This window comes from Acidovorax sp. MR-S7 (assembly GCF_000400995.2).
GTDB lineage: Bacteria > Pseudomonadota > Gammaproteobacteria > Burkholderiales > Burkholderiaceae_C > MR-S7.
Genome location: NZ_DF238912.1, coordinates 14,910 through 38,971 on the forward strand (window position 1 = coordinate 14,910; position 24,062 = coordinate 38,971).

At 69.8% G+C, this 24,062-nt stretch carries 26 protein-coding genes and 1 pseudogene; 10 read left to right on the forward strand and 17 right to left on the reverse strand.

The window, feature by feature from the left end; genetic code table 11:
- Positions 1-94: 94 nt before the first annotated feature.
- Together AVS7_RS08300 and AVS7_RS08305 are read left to right on the forward strand one after the other, a co-directional pair.
- Positions 95-452 (forward strand): annotated as a pseudogene (locus AVS7_RS08300) (EamA family transporter); the annotation flags it as partial.
- The gene (locus tag AVS7_RS08305) at positions 449-1,543 is read left to right on the forward strand and encodes an enoyl-CoA hydratase/isomerase family protein (RefSeq protein WP_020227979.1); all 1,095 of its coding nucleotides are present in this window, start codon (positions 449-451) and stop codon (positions 1,541-1,543) included. The pseudogene AVS7_RS08300 and the gene AVS7_RS08305, both read left to right, overlap by 4 nt.
- Positions 1,544-1,606: 63 nt before the next feature.
- On the opposite strand, the gene AVS7_RS08310 is transcribed toward AVS7_RS08305, so the two are convergent.
- Positions 1,607-2,005 carry a hypothetical protein gene (locus AVS7_RS08310; RefSeq protein ID WP_020227980.1) on the reverse strand — a complete coding sequence of 133 codons (399 nt, stop codon included), beginning with the start codon at positions 2,003-2,005 and terminating at the stop codon, positions 1,607-1,609.
- An 87-nt stretch (positions 2,006-2,092) separates the two neighbouring features.
- A complete protein-coding gene (gene smpB, locus AVS7_RS08315) occupies positions 2,093-2,566 on the reverse strand; it encodes an SsrA-binding protein SmpB (protein ID WP_020227981.1) in 474 nt (157 codons plus the stop codon).
- A 90-nt stretch (positions 2,567-2,656) separates the two neighbouring features.
- On the opposite strand from smpB, the gene AVS7_RS08320 reads away from it, so the two are divergent.
- Positions 2,657-3,097: a type II toxin-antitoxin system RatA family toxin gene (locus AVS7_RS08320; RefSeq protein ID WP_020227982.1), complete on the forward strand. Its 441-nt coding sequence runs from the start codon at positions 2,657-2,659 to the stop codon at positions 3,095-3,097.
- Positions 3,090-3,428 (forward strand): RnfH family protein, encoded by a 339-nt coding sequence (locus tag AVS7_RS08325; RefSeq protein WP_020227983.1) that lies wholly within the window; start codon positions 3,090-3,092, stop codon positions 3,426-3,428. The genes AVS7_RS08320 and AVS7_RS08325 overlap by 8 nt, the downstream gene beginning before the upstream one ends.
- 67 nt (positions 3,429-3,495) lie before the next feature.
- On the opposite strand, the gene AVS7_RS08330 is transcribed toward AVS7_RS08325, so the two are convergent.
- The gene (locus AVS7_RS08330) at positions 3,496-4,002 is read right to left on the reverse strand and encodes a DUF4124 domain-containing protein (protein ID WP_034690353.1); all 507 of its coding nucleotides are present in this window, start codon (positions 4,000-4,002) and stop codon (positions 3,496-3,498) included.
- A 95-nt stretch (positions 4,003-4,097) separates the two neighbouring features.
- Here AVS7_RS08330 and guaB point away from each other — a divergent pair, with 95 nt between their 5' ends.
- Positions 4,098-5,573, forward strand: coding sequence for an IMP dehydrogenase (gene guaB / locus AVS7_RS08335; protein WP_020227985.1), 1,476 nt, complete (start codon positions 4,098-4,100; stop codon positions 5,571-5,573).
- A 75-nt stretch (positions 5,574-5,648) separates the two neighbouring features.
- Positions 5,649-7,265, forward strand: coding sequence for a glutamine-hydrolyzing GMP synthase (guaA, locus tag AVS7_RS08340; protein ID WP_020227986.1), 1,617 nt, complete (start codon positions 5,649-5,651; stop codon positions 7,263-7,265).
- 69 nt (positions 7,266-7,334) lie between these two features.
- Here the strand turns inward: guaA and AVS7_RS08345 are convergent, their stop codons facing one another.
- Genes AVS7_RS08345 through AVS7_RS08370 form a run of 6 tightly spaced genes read right to left on the reverse strand, consistent with a single transcriptional unit; the run spans position 7,335 to position 12,515 of the window.
- Positions 7,335-8,009: a nitroreductase gene (locus AVS7_RS08345; RefSeq protein WP_020227987.1), complete on the reverse strand. Its 675-nt coding sequence runs from the start codon at positions 8,007-8,009 to the stop codon at positions 7,335-7,337.
- Positions 8,006-9,154 carry an acetyl-CoA C-acyltransferase gene (locus tag AVS7_RS08350; RefSeq protein ID WP_020227988.1) on the reverse strand — a complete coding sequence of 383 codons (1,149 nt, stop codon included), beginning with the start codon at positions 9,152-9,154 and terminating at the stop codon, positions 8,006-8,008. Before AVS7_RS08350 ends, AVS7_RS08345 begins: the two co-directional genes overlap by 4 nt.
- Entirely contained in the window at positions 9,151-10,563 is a 1,413-nt protein-coding gene (locus AVS7_RS08355) for an AMP-binding protein (RefSeq protein WP_024001175.1), read from the reverse strand. Before AVS7_RS08355 ends, AVS7_RS08350 begins: the two co-directional genes overlap by 4 nt.
- 2 nt (positions 10,564-10,565) lie before the next feature.
- The gene (locus AVS7_RS08360) at positions 10,566-11,150 is read right to left on the reverse strand and encodes a biotin transporter BioY (protein ID WP_020227990.1); all 585 of its coding nucleotides are present in this window, start codon (positions 11,148-11,150) and stop codon (positions 10,566-10,568) included.
- Positions 11,151-11,178: 28 nt separating this feature from the next.
- Positions 11,179-11,772 carry an energy-coupling factor transporter transmembrane protein EcfT gene (locus AVS7_RS08365; protein WP_020227991.1) on the reverse strand — a complete coding sequence of 198 codons (594 nt, stop codon included), beginning with the start codon at positions 11,770-11,772 and terminating at the stop codon, positions 11,179-11,181.
- Complete coding sequence (locus tag AVS7_RS08370) at positions 11,772-12,515, reverse strand: energy-coupling factor ABC transporter ATP-binding protein (RefSeq protein WP_020227992.1); 744 nt, start codon at positions 12,513-12,515, stop codon at positions 11,772-11,774. The genes AVS7_RS08365 and AVS7_RS08370 overlap by 1 nt, the downstream gene beginning before the upstream one ends.
- Before the next feature lie 316 nt (positions 12,516-12,831).
- Here AVS7_RS08370 and AVS7_RS08375 point away from each other — a divergent pair, with 316 nt between their 5' ends.
- Complete coding sequence (locus AVS7_RS08375; protein ID WP_053215493.1) at positions 12,832-14,067, forward strand: PQQ-dependent sugar dehydrogenase; 1,236 nt, start codon at positions 12,832-12,834, stop codon at positions 14,065-14,067.
- 9 nt (positions 14,068-14,076) lie between these two features.
- On the opposite strand, the gene adk is transcribed toward AVS7_RS08375, so the two are convergent.
- The 6 genes from adk to AVS7_RS08405 form a co-directional block, all read right to left on the reverse strand.
- Positions 14,077-14,733 (reverse strand): adenylate kinase, encoded by a 657-nt coding sequence (gene adk, locus AVS7_RS08380; RefSeq protein ID WP_020227994.1) that lies wholly within the window; start codon positions 14,731-14,733, stop codon positions 14,077-14,079.
- A gap of 118 nt (positions 14,734-14,851) precedes the next feature.
- Complete coding sequence (kdsB, locus tag AVS7_RS08385; protein ID WP_020227995.1) at positions 14,852-15,628, reverse strand: 3-deoxy-manno-octulosonate cytidylyltransferase; 777 nt, start codon at positions 15,626-15,628, stop codon at positions 14,852-14,854.
- Positions 15,625-15,807 carry a Trm112 family protein gene (locus AVS7_RS08390; RefSeq protein ID WP_020227996.1) on the reverse strand — a complete coding sequence of 61 codons (183 nt, stop codon included), beginning with the start codon at positions 15,805-15,807 and terminating at the stop codon, positions 15,625-15,627. The genes kdsB and AVS7_RS08390 overlap by 4 nt, the downstream gene beginning before the upstream one ends.
- Positions 15,808-15,818: 11 nt before the next feature.
- Positions 15,819-16,805, reverse strand: a complete 987-nt coding sequence (gene lpxK, locus AVS7_RS08395; RefSeq protein WP_020227997.1) for a tetraacyldisaccharide 4'-kinase — start codon at positions 16,803-16,805, stop codon at positions 15,819-15,821.
- A gap of 5 nt (positions 16,806-16,810) precedes the next feature.
- Positions 16,811-17,236, reverse strand: coding sequence for a biopolymer transporter ExbD (locus tag AVS7_RS08400; protein WP_020227998.1), 426 nt, complete (start codon positions 17,234-17,236; stop codon positions 16,811-16,813).
- Positions 17,233-17,868 (reverse strand): MotA/TolQ/ExbB proton channel family protein, encoded by a 636-nt coding sequence (locus AVS7_RS08405; RefSeq protein WP_020227999.1) that lies wholly within the window; start codon positions 17,866-17,868, stop codon positions 17,233-17,235. The genes AVS7_RS08400 and AVS7_RS08405 overlap by 4 nt, the downstream gene beginning before the upstream one ends.
- A 350-nt stretch (positions 17,869-18,218) precedes the next feature.
- On the opposite strand from AVS7_RS08405, the gene xseA reads away from it, so the two are divergent.
- From xseA to AVS7_RS08420, 3 genes are all read left to right on the forward strand, one after another.
- Positions 18,219-19,532, forward strand: a complete 1,314-nt coding sequence (xseA, locus tag AVS7_RS08410) for an exodeoxyribonuclease VII large subunit (protein WP_020228000.1) — start codon at positions 18,219-18,221, stop codon at positions 19,530-19,532.
- Between the two features lie 397 nt (positions 19,533-19,929).
- Positions 19,930-20,511, forward strand: coding sequence for a superoxide dismutase (locus tag AVS7_RS08415; RefSeq protein WP_020228001.1), 582 nt, complete (start codon positions 19,930-19,932; stop codon positions 20,509-20,511).
- Between the two features lie 260 nt (positions 20,512-20,771).
- Positions 20,772-23,006 carry an NADP-dependent isocitrate dehydrogenase gene (locus AVS7_RS08420; protein ID WP_020228002.1) on the forward strand — a complete coding sequence of 745 codons (2,235 nt, stop codon included), beginning with the start codon at positions 20,772-20,774 and terminating at the stop codon, positions 23,004-23,006.
- A 177-nt stretch (positions 23,007-23,183) separates the two neighbouring features.
- On the opposite strand, the gene AVS7_RS08425 is transcribed toward AVS7_RS08420, so the two are convergent.
- The gene (locus AVS7_RS08425) at positions 23,184-23,669 is read right to left on the reverse strand and encodes a DUF192 domain-containing protein (RefSeq protein ID WP_020228003.1); all 486 of its coding nucleotides are present in this window, start codon (positions 23,667-23,669) and stop codon (positions 23,184-23,186) included.
- 91 nt (positions 23,670-23,760) lie between these two features.
- Positions 23,761-23,973, reverse strand: a complete 213-nt coding sequence (locus tag AVS7_RS08430; protein ID WP_020228004.1) for a hypothetical protein — start codon at positions 23,971-23,973, stop codon at positions 23,761-23,763.
- Positions 23,974-24,062: the final 89 nt, after the last annotated feature.

Below are 24,062 nucleotides of genomic sequence, written 5' to 3' on the forward strand. Positions count from 1 at the left end.
GCGCATCCGGGCCTGCGCAAAGCGGGCTGCGCGGCTACCGTGCGGCGCTGCACACAGCGATGCAGACAACGGCCTGTGGCAGCGACTGCGCGGACAGCGCCAGGGCCATGCGGTGGACCTGGTACCGGCCGTGCTGGTGGGCGCAGCGCTTTCGTCGCTGGCCACCTTCCCGCTGGCCTGGCCGTTCCAGGCCACGGGGCACGACCTGGCGCTGCTGGCCTTGCGGGGTCTGGTCCAATTGGCGATTCCGTGCGTGCTCGTGGTGTACTGTGCGCGCGTGCTCAAGGCGCCCGAGGTGGCGCTGCTGGGTCTGCTGGAGGTGATTTTCGGCATTCTGCTGGCCTGGGCGGGTGCGGGTGAGCGCCCGGCCCCGGCCGTGCTGATGGGGTGGCGCGCTGGTGATCGGCGCGTTCGTTTTCAATGAACTGCTTGGATGGAAGGAACAACAATGACGGAGATGACGGCGGAAGTCGTGACCGAGGTGCGCGGCCGCGTGGGCTGCATCACACTGAACCGCCCGAAGGCGCTCAACGCCTTGTCGCTGGGCATGGTGCGCAGCCTCATGGCCACGCTGCTGGCCTGGCAGAAGGATGACCAGGTGCTGGCCGTGGCGATCCGCGGCAACGGCCGCGAGGGGCCGTTCGGCGCGTTCTGCGCGGGCGGCGACATCCGCTTCCTGCACGCGGCGGGTAGCAGCGGCAACCCGCAGCTCGAGGACTTCTTCACTGAGGAATACGCGCTCAACCACCTGATCCACACCTTCGGCAAGCCCTACATCGCGTTCATGGACGGCATCGTCATGGGCGGCGGCATGGGCATCAGCCAGGGCGGCACGCTGCGCGTGGTGACCGAGCGCACCAAGATGGCCATGCCCGAGACGGCCATCGGCCTGTTCCCAGACGTGGGCGGCGGCTACTTCCTCTCGCGCTGCCCGGGCCGCGTGGGCGAGTGGCTGGCCTTGACGGGCGACACCATCGGCGCGGCGGACGCCATCGCGTTCCAGCTGGCCGACGGCTTCCTGCCCTGCGGCGAGCTGGGCGCCGTGTGGGAGCAGCTGGGCAGCCAGCCGTTCTCCGACGGCAAGGCGGTGCAGGACTTCGTTGCTTCCAAATTCGTAGCTGCTGGCGCTTGCCAGGTAAGCGCTGGAGCCCAAATCGACCAATATTTCGGTCTGGACGGCGTGCCGGCCATCATCGCGGCGCTGGAAGCCGCGCCGGGCGAATGGGAGCGCGCCACGGCCGCCACCCTGCGCAAGCGCTCGCCGCTGATGCTGCACGTGGTGCTGGAGCAGATCCGCCGCGCGCGGGGCATGGGCCTGGCCGACGACCTGCGCATGGAGCGCGACATGGTGCGCCACTGCTTCTACCTGCGCCCCGGCCAGAGCGAGACCATCGAGGGCATCCGCGCGCTGGCCGTGGACAAGGACCACAGCCCGCAGTGGGCCCCCGCGCGCATCGAGGACGTGACGCCCGCGGTGTGGCAGCCGTTCTTCGACAGCCCCTGGCCCGTGCACGCGCATCCGCTGGCGCCGCTGCGCGACTGAGGCGGGCACCGTGAAAAAAAGCCGCACAACCGTGCGGCTTTTTTCATGCAGGCGGCAGGGCCGTCAGGGCCGCGCCACCTTCCAGACGCCGTTCACGCCGTCGCCCAGCTTCTCGCCGGGCCTGGTGTCCTTGGCGAAGTAGTAGAGCGGCTGGCCCTTGTAGGCCCATTGGCGGGTGTTGTCGCTGCGCACGAGGATGGTGTAGTCGCCCTGGGGCTGCGCGCCGGACGCCACGGCCAGCGGCGGCCAGTTGACGGCGCACTGGTCGTAGCAGGCGGAGGCGCCGCTGCCCTGGGCATCCCGGGTGAAGAAATACAGCGTGCGGCCGTCGGGGCCGATCAGCGTGCCGTCGGCGGCGCGGGTGGGCGTGCTGGGCTTGGCGTGGTGCATGCCGCCGGTGCCGCAGGCGGCCAGGAGGGTGGCCGACAGGGCAACGGCGGCGAGGGAAAGCTTGCGGGTCATGGACGGGCTCCTTGCTGGAGTTGGCGGAGCCTTCGACTGTAGGGGCGGGCGGCGCTGCCCGGCTGTCGGACGGGTGCCCGAGATGCTTCAGCGGTGGCGGCTCTTCATCGCGCGTTCCACCTCGCGCTTGCCTTCGCGGTCCTTGATGGTGTCGCGCTTGTCGTGCTCGGCCTTGCCCTTGGCCAGGGCGATGTCGCACTTGGCGCGGCCGTCCTTCCAGTGCAGGTTCAGCGGCACCAGCGTGTAGCCTTTCTGCTCCACCTTGCCGATCAGGCGCTTGATCTCGTCCTTGTGCATCAGCAGCTTCTTGATGCGGGCGGCGTCGGGGCTCACGTGGGTGGAGGCGGTCTTGAGCGGGTTGATCTGGCAGCCGATCAGGTACAGCTCGCCCTCCTTGATGACCACGTAGCCGTCCGTGAGCTGGGCCTTGCCTTCGCGCAGCGCCTTCACCTCCCAGCCGTGCAGCACCATGCCCGCCTCGTAGCGTTCCTCGAAGAAGTAGTTGTATGCCGCCTTCTTGTTGTCGGCGATGCGTGACGATGTTTCGGGTTTCTTGGCCATGGGTTCTAGATGCGGATGCCATAGGAGGATGCAATGCCTCCCTACAATGGTCATCCGTCTCGCGCCATGGATTCTAGGCGCCCCGCCTTCATGAAAACAGTCAACAAGTCCGTCCTCATCTGGTACAGCCCCGAAGAAATGTTCGCACTCGTGACGGACGTGGAGAAGTATCCGCAGTTCCTGCCCTGGTGCGATCATGCCCGGGTGCTGGAGCGTGACGAGCACGGCATGAAGGCCGAGGTCGGCATCGCGCTGGGGGGCATCCGCAAGTCCTTCGTCACGCGCAACACGCACGAGGCGGGCCGCCGCGTGAAGATGGAGCTGGTCGAAGGCCCGTTCTCGCAGCTGGACGGCGACTGGCACTTCCACCCCGTGGGCGATGGCTCGCAGCGCGCCTGCAAGGTCGAGCTGCAACTGCGCTATGGGTTCGACAACCGGGCCCTGGCTGCCCTCGTGGGGCCGGTGTTCGACCGCATCGCCGCCAGCTTCGTGGATGCGTTCATCCAGCGCGCGGAGCAGGTCTATGGCTGATGCCGTGGGGGCTGTGCTGCGGATCACCGTGGCCGCCGGGCTGGCGCCGGGCGGGGTGCGCGAGTGGACGCTGCAGCTGCCGCCAGGGGCTACCGTAGCCGACGCCTTGCGGGCGTGCGGGCTGGAGATGGGCGACAGCAGCTTCGCCTGCGGCATCTGGGGCCGCGCAGTCCCGGCCGACGAGGCGCTGCGCGACGGCGACCGCGTGGAGTGGTGCCGCCCGCTGCGGGTGGACCCCAAGCTGGCGCGCCGCCAACGCTTCGCGAGCCAGGGCGCACGCGCGGCGGGCCTTTTCTCCAAGCGCCGGCCGGGCGCCAAGGCCGGGTACTGATGCGAAAAGGCCGCCTCCCGGGCGGCCTTGCGGTTCCAGGAGAGGGGCTTAGAGCGTGTTTACGCTCTCACCGGCAGTCGGAGGCGATGACCTCGTCGGCGCGGCGCAGCTCCGCGGCGCGCGTGGCGTCGTCCATGTAGCCGCGCTCACCCTGCGCGTTCACATGGCCCACGAGCTGGCCGGGCGCCAGCGCGGCCTTGGCGCGCTTGGCGCGCGCGCAGTTGTCGGCGCGGGCCCTGGCCATGCGGTCTTCTTCGGCTTTCTTCTTGGCGGCCTCGGCGGCATCGGCCTTGGCCTTGTTGTCCTCGAGCTGCTTGTCCTTGCCGCTGACCTGCGGCGCGGCGGCCGCCGGCGCGCTGGCGGGTGCCGCGGCCGCCGAGGCGGGCGCTGCCGCCGGCGCGGCGCGGCCCAGCGTGTGCGGCTGCTTGAGGATGTTCTTCTCGGGAACGTCCTGCGGGGGCGGCCGGTCGCTGAAGACCTTGCGCCCATCCTTGTCCACCCATTGCCATTGCGCCGAGGCGCCCATCGCCCAGGTGCAGGCAATGGCCAACAGAAGCAGCTTGCGGGATCTCATGCGGCAGAGTGTAGCGGCGGCGCTGCGCTGCCACCAGCGGCGCCCCGGCGGAACGTGTCGCGCCGCGGGTACAATCCTTTTTTTGGAGCTTTCACATGCGCCTTCTCGGAAAAGCGCTCACCTTCGACGATGTGTTGCTGGTGCCAGCGTACTCCCAGGTCCTGCCCAAGGACACCTCCCTCTCCACGCGCTTCACGCGCGACATCACCCTGAATCTCCCCCTCGTGTCCGCCGCCATGGACACCGTCACCGAGGCGCGCCTGGCCATCGCCATTGCGCAGGAGGGCGGCATCGGCGTGATCCACAAGAACATGACGGCGCAGGAGCAGGCGGCCGAGGTTGCCAAGGTCAAGCGCCATGAGTCCGGCGTGGTGCGCGACCCCGTGGTGATCACGCCCGAGCACACGGTGCTGCAGGTGCTGGAGCTGTCGGAGAACCTGGGCATCTCGGGCTTCCCGGTATGCGACGGCGGCAAGGTGGTGGGCATCGTCACCAGCCGCGACGTGCGCTTCGAGACGCGCTACGACGTGAAGGTGCGCGAGATCATGACGCCGCGCGAGAAGCTGGTCACCGTCAACGACAAGGACGGCACCACGCCCGCGCAGGCCAAGGCGCTGCTCAACCGGCACAAGCTGGAGCGCCTGCTGGTGGTGAACGACGCCTTCGAGCTCAAGGGCCTCATCACCGTCAAGGACATCAACAAGCAGACCACCTTCCCCAACGCCGCGCGCGATGCGGCCGGCCGCCTGCGCGTGGCCGCCGCCGTGGGCGTGGGCGAGGGCACCGAGGAGCGCGTCGAACTGCTGGTCAAGGCCGGCGTGGACGCCATCGTGGTCGACACGGCCCACGGCCACAGCAAGGGCGTGATCGACCGCGTGCGCTGGGTCAAGCAGAAGCACCCGCAGGTGCAGGTCATCGGCGGCAACATCGCCACGGGCGCCGCTGCGCTGGCGCTGGTCGAGGCCGGCGCGGACGCGGTCAAGGTCGGCATCGGCCCGGGCTCGATCTGCACCACCCGCATCGTCGCCGGCGTCGGCGTGCCGCAGATCATGGCCATCGACAGCGTGGCCACGGCGCTCCAGGGCACGGGCGTGCCGCTGATCGCCGACGGCGGCATCCGCTTCTCGGGCGACATCGCCAAGGCGCTGGCCGCAGGCGCATCCACGGTGATGATGGGCGGCATGTTCGCCGGCACCGAAGAGGCGCCCGGCGAGGTCATCCTCTACCAGGGCCGCTCCTACAAGAGCTACCGCGGCATGGGCTCCATCGGCGCCATGCAGCAGGGCTCGGCCGACCGCTACTTCCAGGAAGCCACCACGGGCAACCCCAACGCCGACAAGCTCGTGCCCGAGGGCATCGAGGGCCGCGTGCCCTACAAGGGCTCGATGGTGTCCATCGTCTTCCAGATGGCGGGCGGCGTGCGCGCGGCCATGGGCTACTGCGGCTGTGCCACCATCGAGGAGATGAACAACCAGGCGGAGTTCGTGGAGATCACGGCCGCCGGCATCCGCGAGTCGCACGTGCACGACGTGCAGATCACCAAGGAAGCCCCCAACTACCGCGCGGACTGATACGCCGCAGCCCGCAGGCCCGAACCCCGCAGCCAGGTGTTCGGGCCTTTGTCTTTCCCGACCCGCCGCTCCGCCATGCAACACGACAAGATCCTCATCCTCGATTTCGGCTCCCAAGTCACCCAGCTCATCGCGCGCCGCGTGCGCGAGGCCCATGTCTACTGCGAGGTGCATCCCTGCGACGTGAGCAGCGACTGGGTGCGCGCCTTCGCCGCCGACGGCCGGCTCAAGGGCGTGATCCTCTCGGGCAGCCATGCCAGCGTCTATGAGGTGGATGACCGCGCGCCCGATGCCGTGTTCGATCTGGGCATCCCCGTGCTCGGCATCTGCTACGGCATGCAGACCATGGCGACGCAGCTCGGCGGCAAGGTGGAGGGCTCGCACACCCGCGAATTCGGCTACGCCGAAGTGCGTGCCCATGGGCACACCGCGCTGCTCAAGGACATTGCCGACTTCACCACCGCCGAGGGCCACGGCATGCTCAAGGTGTGGATGAGCCATGGCGACAAGGTGACCACGCTGCCTCCGGGCTTCAAGGTGATGGCCTCCACGCCGTCGTGCCCCATCGCGGGCATGGCCGACGAGGCGCGCCGTTTCTATGCCGTGCAGTTCCATCCCGAAGTCACGCACACCGTGCAGGGCGCGGCCATGCTCACGCGCTTCGTGCGCGAGATCTGCGGCGCCGATGCGGACTGGATCATGGGCGACTACATCGAGGAAGCGGTCACGAAAATCCGCGAGCAGGTGGGCGACGAGGAGGTCATCCTCGGCCTGTCGGGCGGTGTCGATTCCTCCGTCGCCGCAGCGCTGATCCACCGTGCCATCGGCGACCAGCTCACCTGCGTGTTCGTCGATCACGGCCTGCTGCGCCTCAACGAGGGCGACATGGTCATGGAGATGTTCGAGGGCAAGCTGCACGCTAAGGTCATCCGCGTGGATGCCAGCGACCTGTTCCTGGGCAAGCTGGCCGGCGTCAGCGAGCCCGAGGCCAAGCGCAAGATCATCGGCGGCCTGTTCGTCGATGTGTTCAAGGCCGAAGCCGCCAAGCTCAAGGCCGGCGACGCGGGCCACAAGGGCGCGACCTTCCTGGCCCAAGGCACCATCTACCCCGACGTGATCGAGAGCGGCGGCGCCAAGAGCAAGAAGGCCGTCACCATCAAGAGCCACCACAACGTCGGCGGCCTGCCCGAGCAACTGGGCCTGAAGCTGCTGGAGCCGCTGCGCGACCTGTTCAAGGACGAGGTGCGCGAACTCGGCGTGGCCCTGGGCCTGCCGCGCGAGATGGTCTACCGCCACCCGTTCCCCGGCCCCGGCCTGGGCGTGCGCATCCTGGGCGAAGTGAAGAAGGAATACGCCGACCTGCTGCGCCGCGCCGACGCCATCTTCATCGAGGAGCTGCGCAACTTCCGCGACGAAGCCACCGGCAAGACCTGGTACGACCTGACCAGCCAGGCCTTCACCGTCTTCCTGCCCGTCAAGAGCGTGGGCGTGATGGGTGACGGCCGCACCTACGACTACGTCGTCGCCCTGCGCGCCGTGCAGACCAGCGATTTCATGACGGCCGACTGGGCGGAGCTGCCCTATGGGCTGCTGAAGAAGGTGTCGGGCCGCATCATCAACGAGGTGCGCGGGATCAACCGGGTGACCTACGACGTGAGCAGCAAGCCGCCGGCGACGATCGAGTGGGAATGATCGGGCCGCAGTGAGCCAAGCCTGCGCTCCAGCGGCAGCCGGTGCGCAGGCGCGAAAAGGCCTGGAAGCTCAACGCAGCACGGCGAAGTACCGCTCCAGCGGCTCGCGCGCCGTGCGGGTGCTGTTCACTGGCGCCTGCGTGTCTTCCCAACCCAGCGCCATTCCGCACACCACCACCTCTGACTCCGCGAGCCCCAGTGCGCTTCGTACCACCGCGGGATAGCTCGCCAACGCCCCGATCGCGCAGCCGGCCAGCCCGTGTCCCTGCGCCGCCAGCATCAGCGCGTGCAGGCACATGCCGAGGTCCATGAAACCGCCCGCGCCGAAGTCCCGGTCGATGGTCACGACCAGTGCGACGGGCGCGTCGAAGAAGCGGAAGTTGCGCTCGAACTGCGCGGCACGTCCCGCCTCGTCGCCCCGCGCCACGCCGATGGCGCCGTACAGCGCCTGGGCAGCGGCCACCTGCCGCTTGCGCAGCGCGAGCGGCATGGGCCGGGGGAAGTAGCCGTAGTCCTCCTGCTCGGGCACGCCATCGCGCCGTGCCTGGGCCAGCGCGCTGCACAGCCGCTCGCGCGCGGCGCCTTCCACGGCCCAGAAGCGGCCGGGTTGCAGGTTGGCGCCGCTGGGTGCGCGGCGCGCCACGGCCAGCAGATGTTCGAGAAGTTCCGCCGGCACGGCGCGTGGCAAGAAGGCACGCACCGAGTGGCGTTCGCGCGCCAGCAGGTCGTGGGCCGTGGGGGTCATGCACCCTCCCTGGGCATGGACACCCATGCGGCCGTGCCCAGCCCGCCCGCGCCCGCGATGCAGGCCATGCCGCGCGGCGCTGCGCTGGGTGTGGCCTGCAGCTGCGCCAGTACGCGCACCAGCGCGATCGCGCCCGAGGCGCCGATGGGGTGGCCGCGCGCGAGTCCGCCGCCCTGGCGGTTGACGGTGCCGGGCGGCAGGCCGAGTTCGTCGCAGAAAGCGATGCCCTGCGCGGCGAAGGCGTCGTGCAGTTCCAGTGCGTCGAGCCGCGCCAGCGGCCAGCCGCTGCGCGCCTGCGCGGCGCGGGCCGCGGCGGCGGCGCAGAGCATGGGAACTTCGGGCGCGCCGCCTACGCTGGAGGCGCCGTGCCACAGCGCGCGCGCTCGCAGGCCCAAGCGTGCACAGGCTTCGTGCGTGGCCAGCAGCAGCAGGGCCGCGCCGTCGGCCCTGGGCGAAACGGCGGCGGTGCCGACGGCGCAGGCCCCCCCGCCCGCCACGGCGGGCATGCGCGCGGCGCTGAGGCGCTCGCGCGGGTAGGCGTCATGCGCCAGCCCGTTCAGGGGCACGATCTCGCCGGCCATCGCGCCGCGGGCGGCAGCGGCGCGTGCGTGGCTTGCGGCGGCCCAAGCGTCTTGCGCAGCGCGGGTGACGCCGTGGCGCTGCGCCCAGGCAGCCGCGGCTTGCAGCATGCCGGGGTCGCGGTCGGGCCAGGGGGCGAAGGGCGGGCTGTCATAGGGCACCGGCGCGGCGCCGTGCTCCAGCGGGCGGTGGTGGCGTAGCGGAGCGCGGCTCCAGGCCTCGGCGCCGCCCGCCACCACCACCTGCGCTTGCCCGAGCGCGAGCAGCCCGCAGGCGTGGGTGATGGCGTCCAGTCCTGCGCAGCATTGCGTGTCCACGGTGGCGGCGGGCGTGCGCTCGGGCAGCCCCGCGGCCAGCGCGAGCATGCGCGCGGGGTTGCCGCCCGCGCCCAGGGCGTTGCCGAGCACCACGGCATCGACCCTGTCGGCGGGCAGGCCGCTGTCGGCGAGCAGGCGTGCGAGGAGCGGCGCGGCGAGGTCGTGCGGCTGGCAGCGCGAGAGCGCGCCGCCCACGGGCGCCACCGGCGTGCGCGCCCAGGCGAGGATGGAAAAGGGCGCCTGGCTCATGGCAGGCGTGCGAGGGATGCGTGGCCGCCCGATGCCAGCGCGCGCGCGATGGCCGCGTGGTCGGTCTTGCCGCTCGCGGTCTGCGGCCACGGGCCCCGCCACAGCCACCAATGGCGTGGCGTCTTGAAGGGTTCGAGCCGCTCGCGGCACCACGCGGCCAGCAGCGGTGCCGGGGGCGGCTCGCCCGGGCATTGCAGTACCGCGTGCACAGCCATGCCGCGCAGTGCGTCGGGCAGGCCGTGCAGGCTGGCCTGGACCACGGCCGGGTGGGCCGCGAGGCAGGTTTCGATTTCCTCGGGGAACAGGTTCTTGCCCTGCGTGACCACCATGCGGCTTTCGCGCCCGCACAGGTGCAGCAGGCCGGACGCGTCCAGGAAGCCCACGTCGCGCACCGAGAGCCAGTCGCCTTCGCGCAGCGCGGCCGTGCCGTCTGCCAGGTTCACGTAGCCGGTGAACAGCATGGGGCTACGCACCCAGATCAGCCCGGTTTCGCCACGGGGGAGCGGGGCAGTGCCGGGATGGGGGCCGATGTGCAGGGCCACGTTGCTGAAGGCGCGCCCCACGGCCTGCGTGGGGGCCTGCGCGTCGGCGTCCATCCAGGCGATGTAGCTGGCTTCGGAGGCGCCGTAGAACTCCACGATGCGCGCGCGCGGAAAGAGCCGCCGCAGCTCGGGCGTGCGCTCGCGCATCCAGCGCGCGCCGCTGATCAGCACCAGCCGCACGCCCTCGATGGGCGCGAGCCGCCTGCGCTGCGCCCATTGCAGCATCAGCACGAGCTGGCTGGGCACGGCCACGAGCAGCGGCGTGCCGCCCGCGGCCAGCGTGGCGAGCGCGCGCGGCGCGGAAAAGCGCTCCTGGACCTCGGCGCCCGCCCCGCTCCACAGGCCCAGCAGTGCGCCGAAGAGGAACAGCGAGTGCGACATGCGCCCGGGCGCCAGCACGCGCGTGGCGGCGTCGAGGCCGAAGTCGCGCAGCGTCACGGCGAAGCTCTCGGCCCAGGAGCGGTGGTTGCGCTCGAAGCCCTTGGGCAGGCCCGTGCTGCCCGACGTGAAGCCGACGTAGAACGGCGTTTCGGGTGCGGGCGGCGCACCCGTGTGCGCCCGTGCGGGCAGTTTCGCGGCGATGGCCTGGGCCACGGTGGCGGGCCAGTCGGCATCGCCCATGGCGGCGCAGCGGCCGCTGGCGATTACGGCGAGGAAGTCCACCACGCGCTCCAGCGTGCCGCCTTCGCCTTCGAGCAGCACCGTGGCCGGAGCGCCCTGCGCATCCAGGCGCGCGGCGCGCTCCTGCACCAGCGCGTGCAGCGCGGCGAAGGTGAGGTGCCGCTCGCCATTGGCCAGCGCCACGGCTGCGGGGCGCTCGTGCGCCCAGCGGGCCAGCGGGGCATGCACGAGGCGTTCGTCCGCCATGCTCAACGCGCGCGGTTGCCGAAGGGCCAGTCCGGCAATGCCTTGGCCACCGTGTGCACCACGAGCGCGCACAACACGCACTTGACGAGGTCGCCCGGCACGAAGGCCAGGTCCACCATGAAGGCCTGCGCCAGCGGCATCTGCGCCACCAGCACCAGCCCGGCGATGCCCATGGCGTGCAGGCACACCAGCCCGCCGAGCACCGACGCCACGAAGGCCGACAGCGCCGTGCGCAGCGGCGTGGCGTGCGGCAGCAGGCCCATCACGGCGCCTGTCACGCCTGCGGCCACGCCGTAGCCCAGCAGGTAGCCCGCCGAGGGCGCCATGAACACGCCCAGCCCGCCGCGCCCGCCCGCGAGCAGCGGCAACCCCGCCGCCACCGCGACGAGAAACAGGGCCATGGACTGAAAGCCCTGCCGCGCGCCCAGCAGGCAGCCCGCGAGCATCACGCCGAGCGACTGGATGGTGATGGGCACGCCCAGCGGCAGGTCGATCTTGGGGATCAGCCCCATGACGGCCATCAGGGCGGCGAACAGCGCGACCAGCGCCATGGAGTGCGAGTGCGTGCGGGTGGCGGCAGCAGGCATGTGTGAAGCGTCCTGTGTAAGAAAAAAACTAACCGCCCAGCCGGGCGTCGATGGCATCGGCCACGCGGCGCGCGCTTTGCAGCATCTGCACGGTGAGCGGCGCGATCAGCCGCAGGCCGCCCGTGCGGCCGGTGCGCAGGCGGTGGGCATCGTCGAGCTTCTTCCACTGCGTGAAGAAGTGTTCGGTGAAGCGCAGCATGAGTGCGAGCTGCAGCGACACGCGCTGCGGCTGCAGGCCCAGGTGCGCCAGCGGCGCGAGCAGCGCGTCGAGCACCGCCAGCAGATCGGTGGGCCGCGTGGTCACGGTGAGCGCCACGCCCAGGGTCGAGGCGCAGGCCAGCCGCAGCGCGCTCACGGCGGCCACGTCGGGCCGGCCCGTCCACAGGTGGAAGGCGGCCACCAGCAGCGCCGCGGTCAGCACCGACGCCATGAGCCGGCGCGCCACGCGCGTGGCCTCCCCCAGGCTGGCCCACAGCAGCAGGCAGCCGCACGCCGCGGCGGCCAGCACCCAGGGGCTGTCCACAAGGAACAGCAGCGTGCCGAACACGGCCATGCAGGCCAGCTTGAGGCCGGCGGGCCAGGCGTGCAGCCACGCAGGTTGTGCGCTGTAGAGGCTGCCCATCACGCCTCCTTCCTGCGCGCTGCCACTTCGGCCGCCACGGCGGCCTCGTAGGCGGCGCAGACCTCGCGCCCCGGCCCGTCGGCCTGCACGCGGCCCTGTTCCAGCCAGAGCACGCGCGGGTAGTGGCGCACGTGCTCCAGTACATGGGTGGAGACCAGCACCTGCTGCGCGCAGGCGCCGATCTCATCGGCCAGCCGCGCCTGGCCGGGCAAGTCCAGGCTGGCATAGGGCTCGTCCAGCAGCAGCGTGCGCGGCCCCGCGATCAGCAGCGCCAGCCAGCACACCTGCTGGCGCTGGCCCTGGCTCAATGCACCCACGGCGCGCGGAGCCCAATCCTGCAGGCCGCGCGCGGCCAGAAAGGCGCGTGCCTGCGCGAGCGTCTCGCGCTTCGGGGCGCCGCGGGGCTGCAGGCCCAATGCCAGTTCCTCTTCCACCGTGGGAAAGAGGATCTGGTCGTCCGGGTTCTGGAACATCATGCCCACGCGCCGTGCGCGGGGCCCGCCCGGCGGCAGGGTGTGCAGGTCCTGCCCCTGCGAAAGCACCTGTCCTGCCTCCGGCGCGTCCAGCCCGCACAGCAGGCGCAGCAGGCTGGTCTTGCCCGCGCCGTTGTGGCCGATGAGGCCGATGCGCTCGCCGTCCAGCCGCAGGTCCAGGCCATCGAACACCTGTGTGGCTCCGCGGCGCAGGCGTACGCGCTGCACTTCGAGCAGTGCAGTCGTGGAGGCGGCGGCCGGGCAGTCCATGGCGATAGGTCGTGTCAGATCGAAATGCATTTTATGCACACGCATCTTTCTGCAAAAGACGTTCTTCTTTCATTAAATGTGGAAAAACGAGTGTATTCATCCTGCCGTATCTACGCGCAAAATGGGCCCGGTTTGGCGTCTGTTTGCCTGCAACTGCTGCACGTTGCTGAAAGTGCCGTTTTCTTGCCGCCTTCTCGTGGCAATCTGTCGTCTTTTCTCTGCATTGGCTCGGGCACAATGGGCTGCAATCCGCTACGTATGCCTGCTTTGCGGGGTGTGCAGCGGTTTCCTTTACTGAACTGCGTGGGAGAAACACATGCGGCCACCGTCCCTGAAGCGAATCCGCCATTTCCTCCCCGTCCCGTGCGTGCGCATGGCTGCGGCGGCTGCCGTGCTGCTGGGTGCCACGGGGGTGGGGCATGCGCTGGATTTCAATGCCCGCCCGCCGAATGCGCCGGACCAGCGCCCGGCCTTCAAGGGCCAGACGCGGGCGCCCGCCATCGATGAGAGCGTCCGGCTGCACACGCAGATCGTCGCGCGGGGCTTGGTCCATCCCTGGGGGATGGAGCAGCTCCCCGATGGCCGTTGGCTGGTGACGGAGCGCCCGGGGCGGCTGCGCCTGGTCTCCGCCGATGGAACGGTGTCTGATCCGGTGGCCGGCCTGCCGCCCGTGGACGCGCGGGGGCAGGGCGGCTTGCTGGATGTGGCGGTCGGCAGGGACTTCGCCCGGACGCGCCAGGTCTGGTGGAGCTACGCCGAGCCCCGGGGCGAGGGGCGCAACGCGACCGCGGTGGCCACGGGCATCCTGTCCGAGGACGGTCGCCAGCTCACGCAGGTGCGTGTGGTCTTCCAGCAGCAGCCCGCGTGGAGTTCCACGGCCCATTTCGGCTCGCGGCTGGTGTTCGGCCGCGACGGCATGCTGTTCGTGACCACCGGCGACCGCTCCCTGCCGCAGCCGCGCGTGCTGGCGCAGGACGTCGGCACCCATCTCGGCAAGGTGCTGCGCATCGATCCGCAGGGCGGCGCAGCGCAGGGCAATCCCTCCCTGCAGGGTGGGCGGCCCGAGGTCTGGTCGTATGGGCACCGCAACCTGCAGTCGGCCGCGCTGGATGCCGACGGCAACCTCTGGACGGCGGAGCATGGCCCGCGCGGAGGGGATGAATTGAACCGGCCGCAGGCCGGTTTGAACTATGGCTGGCCGGTGATCACCTATGGCCTGGACTACAGCGGCCGCCCCATCGGCGAAGGGGTGACCACCCGGGAGGGCATGGAGCAGCCCGTCTACTACTGGGATCCGGTGATCGCGCCCGGCGGCATGGCCTTCTACCAGGGCGGCTTGTTTGCCGGATGGCAGGGCGATCTGCTGATCGGGGGGCTGGCCAGCCAGGCGCTGGTGCGGCTGAAGCTGGCCGGTGGGCGTGTGGTGGGAGAGGCCCGGTGCCTGCAGGGGCAGGGCCGCATCCGGGACGTCGCCGTCGCCCGGGACGGCGCGATCATGGTGCTGACCGATGCCCCGGATGGGGCCCTGGTGCGCGTGACGCCCGCGCGCTGAGCCGCCTGGTTACGCGGACAGCGCGGCCAGCGCGCGCTGGGTGATTTCCTCCACGCTGCCGGTGCCGCTGATGGAGCGGTACTTCGGCGCACTGGCGGGATCCTGCCGGGCCCAGCTGGAGTAGTAGTCCACCAGCGGGCGGGTCTGGGCGCTGTAGACCTCCAGGCGCTTCTTGACGGTGTCTTCCTTGTCGTCCTCGCGCTGGATCAGGTCTTCACCGGTCACGTCGTCCTTGCCCGGCACCTTGGGCGGGTTGAACTTCACGTGGTAGGTACGGCCGCTGGCGGGGTGCGAGCGGCGGCCGCTCATGCGTTCGATGATCGCGTCGAACGGCACGTCGATCTCCAGCACGTAGTCCAGCTTGACGCCGGCGGCCTTCATGGCATCGGCCTGCGGGATGGTGCGGGGGAAGCCGTCGAACAGGAAACCCTGGGCGCAATCGGGCTGGGCGATGCGCTCCTTCACGAGGTTGATGATGAGGTCGTCGCTCACGAGCTGGCCCGCATCCATGACCGCCTTGGCCTGCACGCCCAGCGGCGTGCCGGCCTTCACCGCGGCGCGCAGCATGTCACCGGTGGAGATTTGCGGAATGCCGAATTTCTGGCAGATGAACGTGGCTTGCGTCCCCTTTCCGGCGCCGGGCGCGCCGAGCAGAATCAGTCTCATGGGAGGTCCTCTGGTGATTTGAAATCAGTGGGCACGCGACCGCGCCGGAGGGGGTGCGTGCCTTATTTGTTGCATTCGAGCATAGCACGCGATCCCTGCGCGAGCCTGACGTGCCTCCTCAGGCTACAAGCAGGGCGCGCACGCGCTCCAGGTCGGCGGGCGTGTCCACGCCGGGGCCGGGGGCGTGGGACGTGACGTGCACGGCGATGCGGTGGCCGTGCCAGAGCGCGCGCAGCTGCTCCAGCGATTCCAGCGCCTCGGTGGGCGCGGGCGGCAGTTGCGGAAAGCGGCGCAGGAAGCCCACGCGGTAGCTGTAGATGCCGATGTGGCGCAGCGGTGCGAGGCCCTGGGCGCGGGGCTCGCGCCACCAGGCGCTGCCCAGCGCGGCGTCGCGCGCATGGGGGATGGGCGCGCGGCTGAAGTAGTGGGCGAACCCCTGGGCGTCAAGCACCGTCTTCACCACGTTGGGGTTGGCGAAGTCGTCCACGCTGTCGATGGGGTGGGCGGCGGTGCCCATGGCCGCCTGCGGCCTGGCTTGCAGCAGGGCGGCGACGGCGTCGATGAGGCGCGGGTCGATCAGCGGCTCGTCGCCCTGCACGTTGACCACGATGTCGCCGTCGTCCAGGCCCAGCAGCTCGCAGGCCTCGGCCAGGCGGTCGCTGCCGCTCGGGTGGTCGCTGCGGGTGAGCAGGGCCTGCACGCCGTGGGCCTGGCAGGCCTGCACGATGCGCGCGTCGTCGGCGGCCACCACGCAGCGCGCGGCCGCGCTCTCGGCCGCGCGGCGCGCCACGCGCACCACCATGGGCAGGCCGGCGATGTCCGCCAGGGGCTTGTCGGGCAGGCGCGTGGAGGCCAGGCGCGCCGGAATCAGCACCGTGAAGGGTGCCGTGCTCACTGCCCCAGCTCCGCGTCGGTCAGCGTGCGGGCTTCGGTTTCCAGCAGCACGGGGATGCCGTCGCGCACGGGGTAGGCCAGGCGCGCGCTGCGCGAGACGAGTTCCTGGCGCTCGCGGTCGTAGGTGAGGGGGCCCTTGGTGACGGGGCAGACCAGCAGTTCGAGCAGTTTGGGGTCCATGGCGGTGATCCTCAATGGGACAGGGATGATAGGCGCGCGTCCAGCGCGTCGAAGAAGGCGGGCGGTATCTGCACGGCCAGGGGCACGGCCAGCGCGTCGGGGTGCGCGGGCCAGAGCTTGGTGGCGTCTTTTTCGGTGCAAATCAGCCTCAGGCGCTTGTCTGGCAAGCGCTGCCAGCTAGAAAAATCATAGTGATCGGGCAGGGCTTCCTCCCGCTCGGGCGCCAGGCCTCGCGCGCGCAGCATGGCGAAGAAGTCCTGCGGGCGGGCGATGGCCGCCACGGCGTGCAGCGGCTGGCCGCGCAGCGCGGCCAGGGGCACGCGGGCGCCGGTGGCGTCCACGGCCTCGGGGGCCAGCGTGCGTGCCAGCGGGTACTGCGGCGCGGGGCTACCCGGCGCGGGGCCGGCATGCAGCACCAGGTCCACCGCGCGCGGCCAGGGCTCGCGCAGGGGGCCGGCGGGCAGCAGGAAGCCGTTGCCGATGCCCTCGTCGTTGAACACGCAGATCTCCACGTCGCGCGCCAGGGCCAGGTGCTGCAGGCCGTCGTCGCAGACGATCACGTCGATGGCGGGGTGGGCGGCGAGCAGTGCGCGGCCGGCGTCAAGGCGGCGGCGGGCCACGAAGACCGGTGCGCCGGTGGCGCGGGCGATCAGCGCGGGCTCGTCGCCCACTTCCGCGGCGCTGCTGCCGGGCAGGGCCTCGCGGCAGTCCTGCGTGCGGCGGCCGTAGCCGCGCGAGATGACGCCCGGGCGCCAGCCGCGCGCCTGCAGGTGGCGCACCACGGCAAGGGTGACGGGGGTCTTGCCCGCGCCGCCGGCGATCACGTTGCCCACGACGATGACCGGCACCGGCAGGCGCTCGCTGCGCAGGAGGCCCCGGCGGTAGAGCTGGCGGCGCAGCGCGGAGAGGGCGCCGTAGGGCAGCGACAGCGGCCAGAGCAGCCAGGCCAGCGGGCCCCGGCCCTGCCAGGCGCGGCGCAGGCGCTGCGCGGCGGCCATGCGTGTCACTTGCCGGCCGAGGCCGGCGTTTGCGTGGCGAAGGTGATCTGCGACAGGCCCACGCGGCGCGCGGCCTCCATCACCGTGACCACGGCCTGGTGGGGGGCGGAGGCGTCGGCGCTGATGATGACCACGCTCTCGCCCCCGGCCGGGGCGGAGGCCGCAAGGGCGCGGGCCACCAGCTCGACGTTCCTGCCCTCCAGCGTGTCCTTGTTCACGGCATAGCGGCCGTTGGCGGCCACGGACACGATGATTTCCTTGGGCCGGTCGCGCAGCTGCTCGGCATTGGCCACGGGCAGGGTGAGCTGCAGCTCGGTGAACTTGCTGTAGGTGGTGGTCAGCATCAGGAAGATGAGGATCACCAGCAGCACGTCGATGAACGGGATGAGGTTGATCTCCGGCTCATCCTTGGCGCGGGGGCGGAAGTTCATGGCGCCAGGCGCCCCAGGTGGCGCACGAACCGCTCGGCGGCCAGCTCCAGCGTGAGCAGGTATTCATCCACGCGGCCGCGGAAGTAGCGCCAGAAGATCAGCGCGGGAATGGCGACGATCAGGCCGAACGCGGTGTTGTAGAGCGCGATGGAGATGCCGTGCGCCAGTTGCGCAGGGTTGCCGCCGCCCGCGCCCATGCCGCCGGCGCCGCCTTGCGAGCCGAAGATCTCGATCATGCCGATCACCGTGCCCAGCAGGCCCAGCAGCGGCGCGGCCGATGCGATGGTGCCCAGGGCCGTGAGGTATTTCTCCAGGCGGTGCGCCACGGCGCGGCCCGTGCCTTCCATGGCGGCGCGCAGGTCGGCCTCGGTGCTGCGGGGGTTGGCCTGGAGCGCGCGCAGGCCGCTGGCCAGCACCTCGCCCAGCGCGGAGTTCTGCGCGAGCTGGTTCACCACGTCGGGCGTGGGCACGGAGCGGGAGGACACGGAGATGGCCTCGTCCAGCAGCTTGGGCGGAGCGACGCGGGCCGTCTTGAGGGCCATGAAACGCTCGAAAATCAGCGCCAGCGCCACGATGGAGCAGGCAATCAGGGGCCAGATGGGCCAACCGGCGGCTTGTATGATCGACAGCAATTCTCACTCCGCGCACGATGAAAGCAGCGGGGGATTATGGCGCAGCTTGCGAAGGCCCCCGCGAGCGCACCGCCCGGCGCCGGCACGCTTGCTGACGGCGGCCTGACTCACATTTTCTGTGGATAACTTTGTGGGAAACCGCTTGTACAGACAGCGCCAGGCGGCACCGCTGCGTGGTTTGCTTGGGGTGATGAAAAAATACGCAGCAAAATTTTCATATAAATCAATGACTTGCATGTGGATGCGTGATTTGCGGCCGATGCGGCTGTCTTGCTGCAGCGCCGCTCCCGCTGGCGCAGATCTGTGGACTAGTGCGGCCCCCCCGCCGCGCGCCAGGGCTGGAGCAGCCTGTGTTTGAGCGCCCGAACGCAGGCGTGGCGCCGCTTGTCTGGGAGGTCGGGGCGCTGTGCCGCGCCATTGCTGATGCCCTGGAGGCGCGCTTCAACCCTGTCGCGGTGCGCGGCGAGATCACGGGCTTTTCGCGCGCGTCCAGCGGGCATTGCTACTTCACGCTCAAGGACGCGCAGGGGCAGGTGCGCTGCGCCATGTTCCGCCGCGCGGCCAGCCAGCTCGACTTCGTGCCGCGCGACGGCGAGCTGGTGGAGATGCGCGGGCGCCTGGGCGTGTACGAGGCCCGGGGCGACCTGCAGCTGATCGTGGAAGGGCTGCAGCGCGCGGGGCAGGGCGCGCTGTTCGAGCAGTTCCTGCGCCTGAAGGCCCAGCTGGAGGCCGAGGGCCTGTTCGACCCTGCGCGCAAGCGCCCGCTGCCGGTGCTGCCGCGCGGCATCGGCCTCGTCACCTCGCCGGGCGCCGCCGCGCTGCACGATGTGGTGACCGCGCTGCGCCGGCGCGTGCCGCACATTCCCGTGGTGCTGGTGCCGGCGCTGGTGCAGGGGGCGCAGGCGCCCGCGTCCATCGCCGAGGCGCTATCGAAACTGTATCGGCTGGCGCAGGAGGGGCAGGCGCTGGAGGCTGCTTCGGCCGTCGACGTCATCCTGCTCGTGCGCGGCGGCGGCTCCATCGAGGACCTGTGGGCCTTCAACGACGAGCGCGTGGCCCGCGCCATCGTGCAGAGCCCCGTGCCGCTGGTGAGCGGCGTGGGGCACGAGACCGACTTCACCATCGCCGACTTCTGCGCCGACCTGCGCGCGCCCACGCCCACGGCCGCGGCCGAGCTGGTGGCGCAGCCGCGCGCCGTCTGGCTGGGAGCGCTGGAGCTGCTGGCCGGGCGGCTGCAGGATGCCGCGCAACGGCAGATCGACCTGGACCACCAGCGGCTGGACGGGGCGGCGCAGCGCCTGGGCCGGCCCTCGGGCTTCGTGGGGCGCCAGCAATTGCAGCTGGCGCGGCTGGCGCAGTGCATGCGCCACGGCATGCTATTGAAAACGCAGCGCCTCGCGCACGCCAGCCAATCGCTGCAGGCCGATTTCCCGCATATCGTGCGCGGCGGCCTGGCGCGCAGCGCCGAGCGGCTGGAGCGCGCCGCGCTGCGCCTGGAGCTGTTGGACCCGCGCCTGGTGCTGCAGCGCGGCTACGCGCTGCTGACCGATGCGCAGGGCCGCGCGGTGACGCGGGCCGGCCAGGTGCGGCTGGGCGACACCGTGCACGCGCGGCTGGCCGAGGGCGAGCTGGACCTGGCGGTCACGCCGCGGCGGCTGATCTGAGAGCGTGTTCAAGGTTCTATCGTGGTGCCCGTTGCCCCGCAAAGGCAGTAGCTGCAAGGCGCAAACCGCAGACGGGCTGGTGCCCCGGCGAGGATTTGCAACGCCGCAGATGCTGCCTTTGCGGGGCAACCCTTCGGGCAAGGCAGCAAACAGCCGCACTCGTCGTTGCGCACCTTGCCCAGGCCGCCAGCATGGCCTGCGGTGCGCGCCTAGATTGCGGCTGTTTGCTGCCTTGAGGTCACCACGATAGAACCTTGAACACGCTCTGAATCCCGCAGGCGGCGGCGGGAGTCGCCCGCCGCCTACAACGCCGCGTGCGGTTCCTTCCTACAATGCCCGTTGCTGCGCCGCTTGCCGGCGCTTCGCACATTCCAAACCCCACGAGAAGGACTTGACCATGGAACACACCCTGCCTCCGCTGCCCTATGCCATCGACGCCCTGGCTCCCTACTACAGCCAGGAAACGCTGGAGTACCACCACGGCAAGCACCACAACGCCTATGTGGTGAACCTGAACAACCTGCAAAAGGGCACCGAGTTCGAGAACATGGCGCTCGAGGAGATCGTGAAGAAGTCCTCCGGCGGCATCTACAACAACGCGGCCCAGATCTGGAACCACACCTTCTTCTGGAACTGCATGGCGCCCAATGGCGGCGGCGAGCCCACGGGCGCCCTGCTGGATGCCATCAACAAGAAGTGGGGCAGCTACGCTGCGTTCAAGGAAGCCTTCGTCAAGAGCGCCGTGGGCAACTTCGGCTCCGGCTGGACCTGGCTGGTGAAGAAGGCCGACGGCACTGTGGACATCGTCAACACGGGCGCCGCCGGCACGCCGCTAACCACCGAGGACAAGGCCCTGCTGACGGTGGATGTGTGGGAGCACGCCTACTACATCGACTACCGCAACCTGCGCCCGAAGTTCGTCGAGACCTTCCTGGACAAGCTGGTGAACTGGAAGTTCGCCGAAGCCAACTTCGCCTGACCGGCGCGGCCGCTTCTGCCAAGGGGGCCCGGAGAGCGATCTCCGGGCCCTTTTTTCGTGGGGCGCGGGCAGTCTTGTAGAAGACTTGCAAAAAAATCCGGCTTTTCCGTCCGAATTTTTCATATCGCAATATTTCATTGCGGAAAACGGGACTTCCGCGCGGGCATCTCAAGCACAATCCCACAGGTCACCGCCATGGCCGCGCGCCGGGTCGCCCGACAGCACCGATCCCCCTGTTTTTTGTTCACCTGAGAGACGAGATGAGCACCCAACAACCCACCATCATCTACACCCTGACCGATGAGGCGCCGCGCCTGGCGACGGCTTCGTTCCTGCCCATCGTGCGCGCGTTCGCGGCGCCGGCCGGCATCAACGTGGCCGAGAGCGACATCTCCGTGGCCGCGCGCGTCCTGGGCCAGTTCCCCGAGGCGCTGAGCGACGCGCAGAAGGTGCCCGACACCCTGGCCGAGCTGGGCAAGAAGACGCTGCAGGCCGACGCCAACATCATCAAGCTGCCCAACATCAGCGCTTCGGTGGCGCAGCTCAAGGCGGCCATCAAGGAGCTGCAGGGCAAGGGTTACAAGATTCCCGACTACCCCGAGAACCCTGCGACAGAGGAAGAAAAGAGCATCCGCGCGCGCTACAACAAGTGCATCGGCAGCGCCGTGAACCCGGTGCTGCGCGAGGGCAACTCCGACCGTCGCGCGCCCAAGGCCGTCAAGGAATATGCGCGCAAGCACCCGCACAGCATGGCCGAGTGGAGCCAGGCCTCGCGCTCGCACGTCTCGCACATGCACGCGGGCGACTTCTACCACGGCGAGAAGTCCATGACGCTGGACCGCGCGCGCAACGTGAAGATGGAACTCATCACCAAGAGCGGCAAGACCATCGTGCTCAAGCCCAAGGTCGCGCTGCAGGACCGCGAGGTGATCGACTCCATGTTCATGAGCAAGAAGGCGCTGCTGGCCTTCTATGAAAAGGAGATCGAGGACGCGCGCAAGACCGGCGTGATGTTCTCGCTGCACGTGAAGGCCACGATGATGAAGGTGTCGCACCCCATCGTGTTCGGCCACTGCGTGCGCATCTTCTACAAGGACGCGTTCGAGAAGCACGCCAAGCTGTTCGACGAGCTGGGCATCAACGTCAACAACGGCATGGTCGATCTCTACAACAAGATCGCCACGCTGCCGCAGAGCCAGCAGGACGAGATCAAGCGCGACCTGCACGCCTGCCACGAGCACCGCCCCGAGCTGGCGATGGTCGATTCCGCCAAGGGCATCACCAACTTCCACTCGCCCAACGACATCATCGTGGACGCCTCCATGCCCGCCATGATCCGCAACGGCGGCAAGATGTGGGACGCCAATGGCCGCCTGAAGGACGTGAAGGCCGTGATGCCCGAGTCCACTTTCGCCCGCATCTACCAGGAGATGATCAACTTCTGCAAGTGGCACGGCGCGTTCGACCCCAAGACCATGGGCACCGTGCCCAACGTGGGCCTGATGGCGCAGCAGGCCGAGGAATACGGCAGCCACGACAAGACCTTCGAGATCTCCGAGGACGGCGTGGCCAACATCACCGACCTCGACACCGGCGAAGTGCTGCTCTCGCAGAACGTGGAGCAGGGCGACATCTGGCGCATGTGCCAGGTGAAGGACGCACCGATCCGCGACTGGGTGAAGCTCGCCGTCACGCGCGCGCGCAACTCGGGTATGCCGGTCGTGTTTTGGCTCGACCCGTACCGTCCGCACGAGGCGCAGCTCATCACCAAGGTGAAGATGTACCTGCACGAGCACGACACCACGGGCCTCGATATTCAAATCATGAGCCAGGTGCGCGCGATGCGCTACACGCTGGAGCGCGTGATCCGCGGCCAGGACACCATCAGCGCCACTGGCAACATCCTGCGCGACTACCTGACCGACCTGTTCCCGATCATGGAGCTGGGCACCAGCGCCAAGATGCTCTCCATCGTGCCGCTGATGGCCGGCGGCGGCATGTACGAGACGGGCGCGGGCGGCTCGGCGCCCAAGCACGTGCAGCAGCTCGTGGAAGAGAACCACCTGCGCTGGGATTCGCTGGGCGAGTTCCTGGCGCTGGCCGTGTCGCTGGAAGACCTGGGCCTGAAGAACAACAACCCGCGCGCCAAGCTGCTGTCCAAGACCCTGGACTCCGCCACCGGCAAGCTGCTGGACAACAACAAGAACCCCAGCCCCAAGACCGGCCAGCTCGACAACCGCGGCAGCCAGTTCTACCTGGCCCTGTACTGGGCGCAGGAACTGGCCGCGCAGACCGAGGACAAGGAACTGGCTGGCAAGTTCGCGCTCCTGGCCAAGCAGCTGGCCGACAACGAGCAGAAGATCGTGGAGGAGCTCAATGCCGTGCAGGGCAAGCCTGCCGACATCGGCGGCTACTACCTGCCCGACGTGGCCAAGCTCGACGCCATCATGCGTCCCAGCGCCACCTTCAACGCGGCGCTCGGCGCCCTCGCTTGATGCGGCGCTGACCGGCCCGCTCCCGGCGCACGACCAGCCTGCCCGCAAGGGCGGCCGGTTTTTTCTTGAGTGGTGCTATGAAGAAAGGAGCTGGTGGCGATTGATGGCTGGGTAATTCAGGTGGGAATCACATCGAAACCCTTGCACAAGAAGCGCAAGCAGCTCCTGAAACAGGTGCTAGCGCGCCGAGAACGGCTGGCCGCCCAGCTTGGCGCCCGCCTTGAGCCCGCGCTTGGCGAACCAGCCCTGGTTCATCTCCAGCACGTAGCGCACCGGCTTGGCCGAGCAGTGCGAGGACTCGTCCAGCGGCTTCATGTCGGCCAGGTTGACGATGGTGCCGTCGTCGGCGACGAAGGCCGCGGTGAGCGGCAGCAGCGTGTTGCGCATCCAGAAGCACTGCGTGGCCGGCTGCTCGAACACGAACAGCATGCCCTCGTGCTGCGGCATCTCGCGCCGGTGCATCAGGCCGGTCTGGCGCTCCTGCGGCGCCTGGGCCACCTGGGCCTCGATGCGGTGCATGCCGGCGCGCAGCTCCACGCGGGGCAGGTGCATCTGCGCGCCCTCCTGCGCCAGCGCCACGGCCGAGGCGGCCAGCCCGAGGCCGATGGCCAGCAGGCGGGGCAGGATGGAGCGCGAGGAGGAAGGCGGGCGGATGGGTGTCATGGCAGGAAGCTCGGGCGGAAAGGCTACTAGCGTAGCAGCCGAAAAAAAGCCCGCGCAATAAGGCGGGCCGGTGCGTGCAAAAAAGGAGCGGTCAGGCGGCCTTGCGCTGCTTGTGGCTCTTCTTCTTGGCCACCTTGTGCTTGGCCGGGGCCTTGGCGTGGTGGTTGCGGGCCTTCGATGCCTTGGCGGCCGGGGCTGCCAGGGCGGCGGGCTGCGCGGAGACGGCGGGCGTGGCGGGATCTGCTTGGGCGTAGGCGCCCGAGGCGAGCAGACCACCGATCAGGAGAGCGAGGAGTTTTTTCATATATGCCAGTTCCTTGAGGGAGGTCGGTGACAGCCATGCGCTCGCGCGCGTGGCGCGCGCCGCGGGAGGAAGAGGCAGGCACGCCCTGG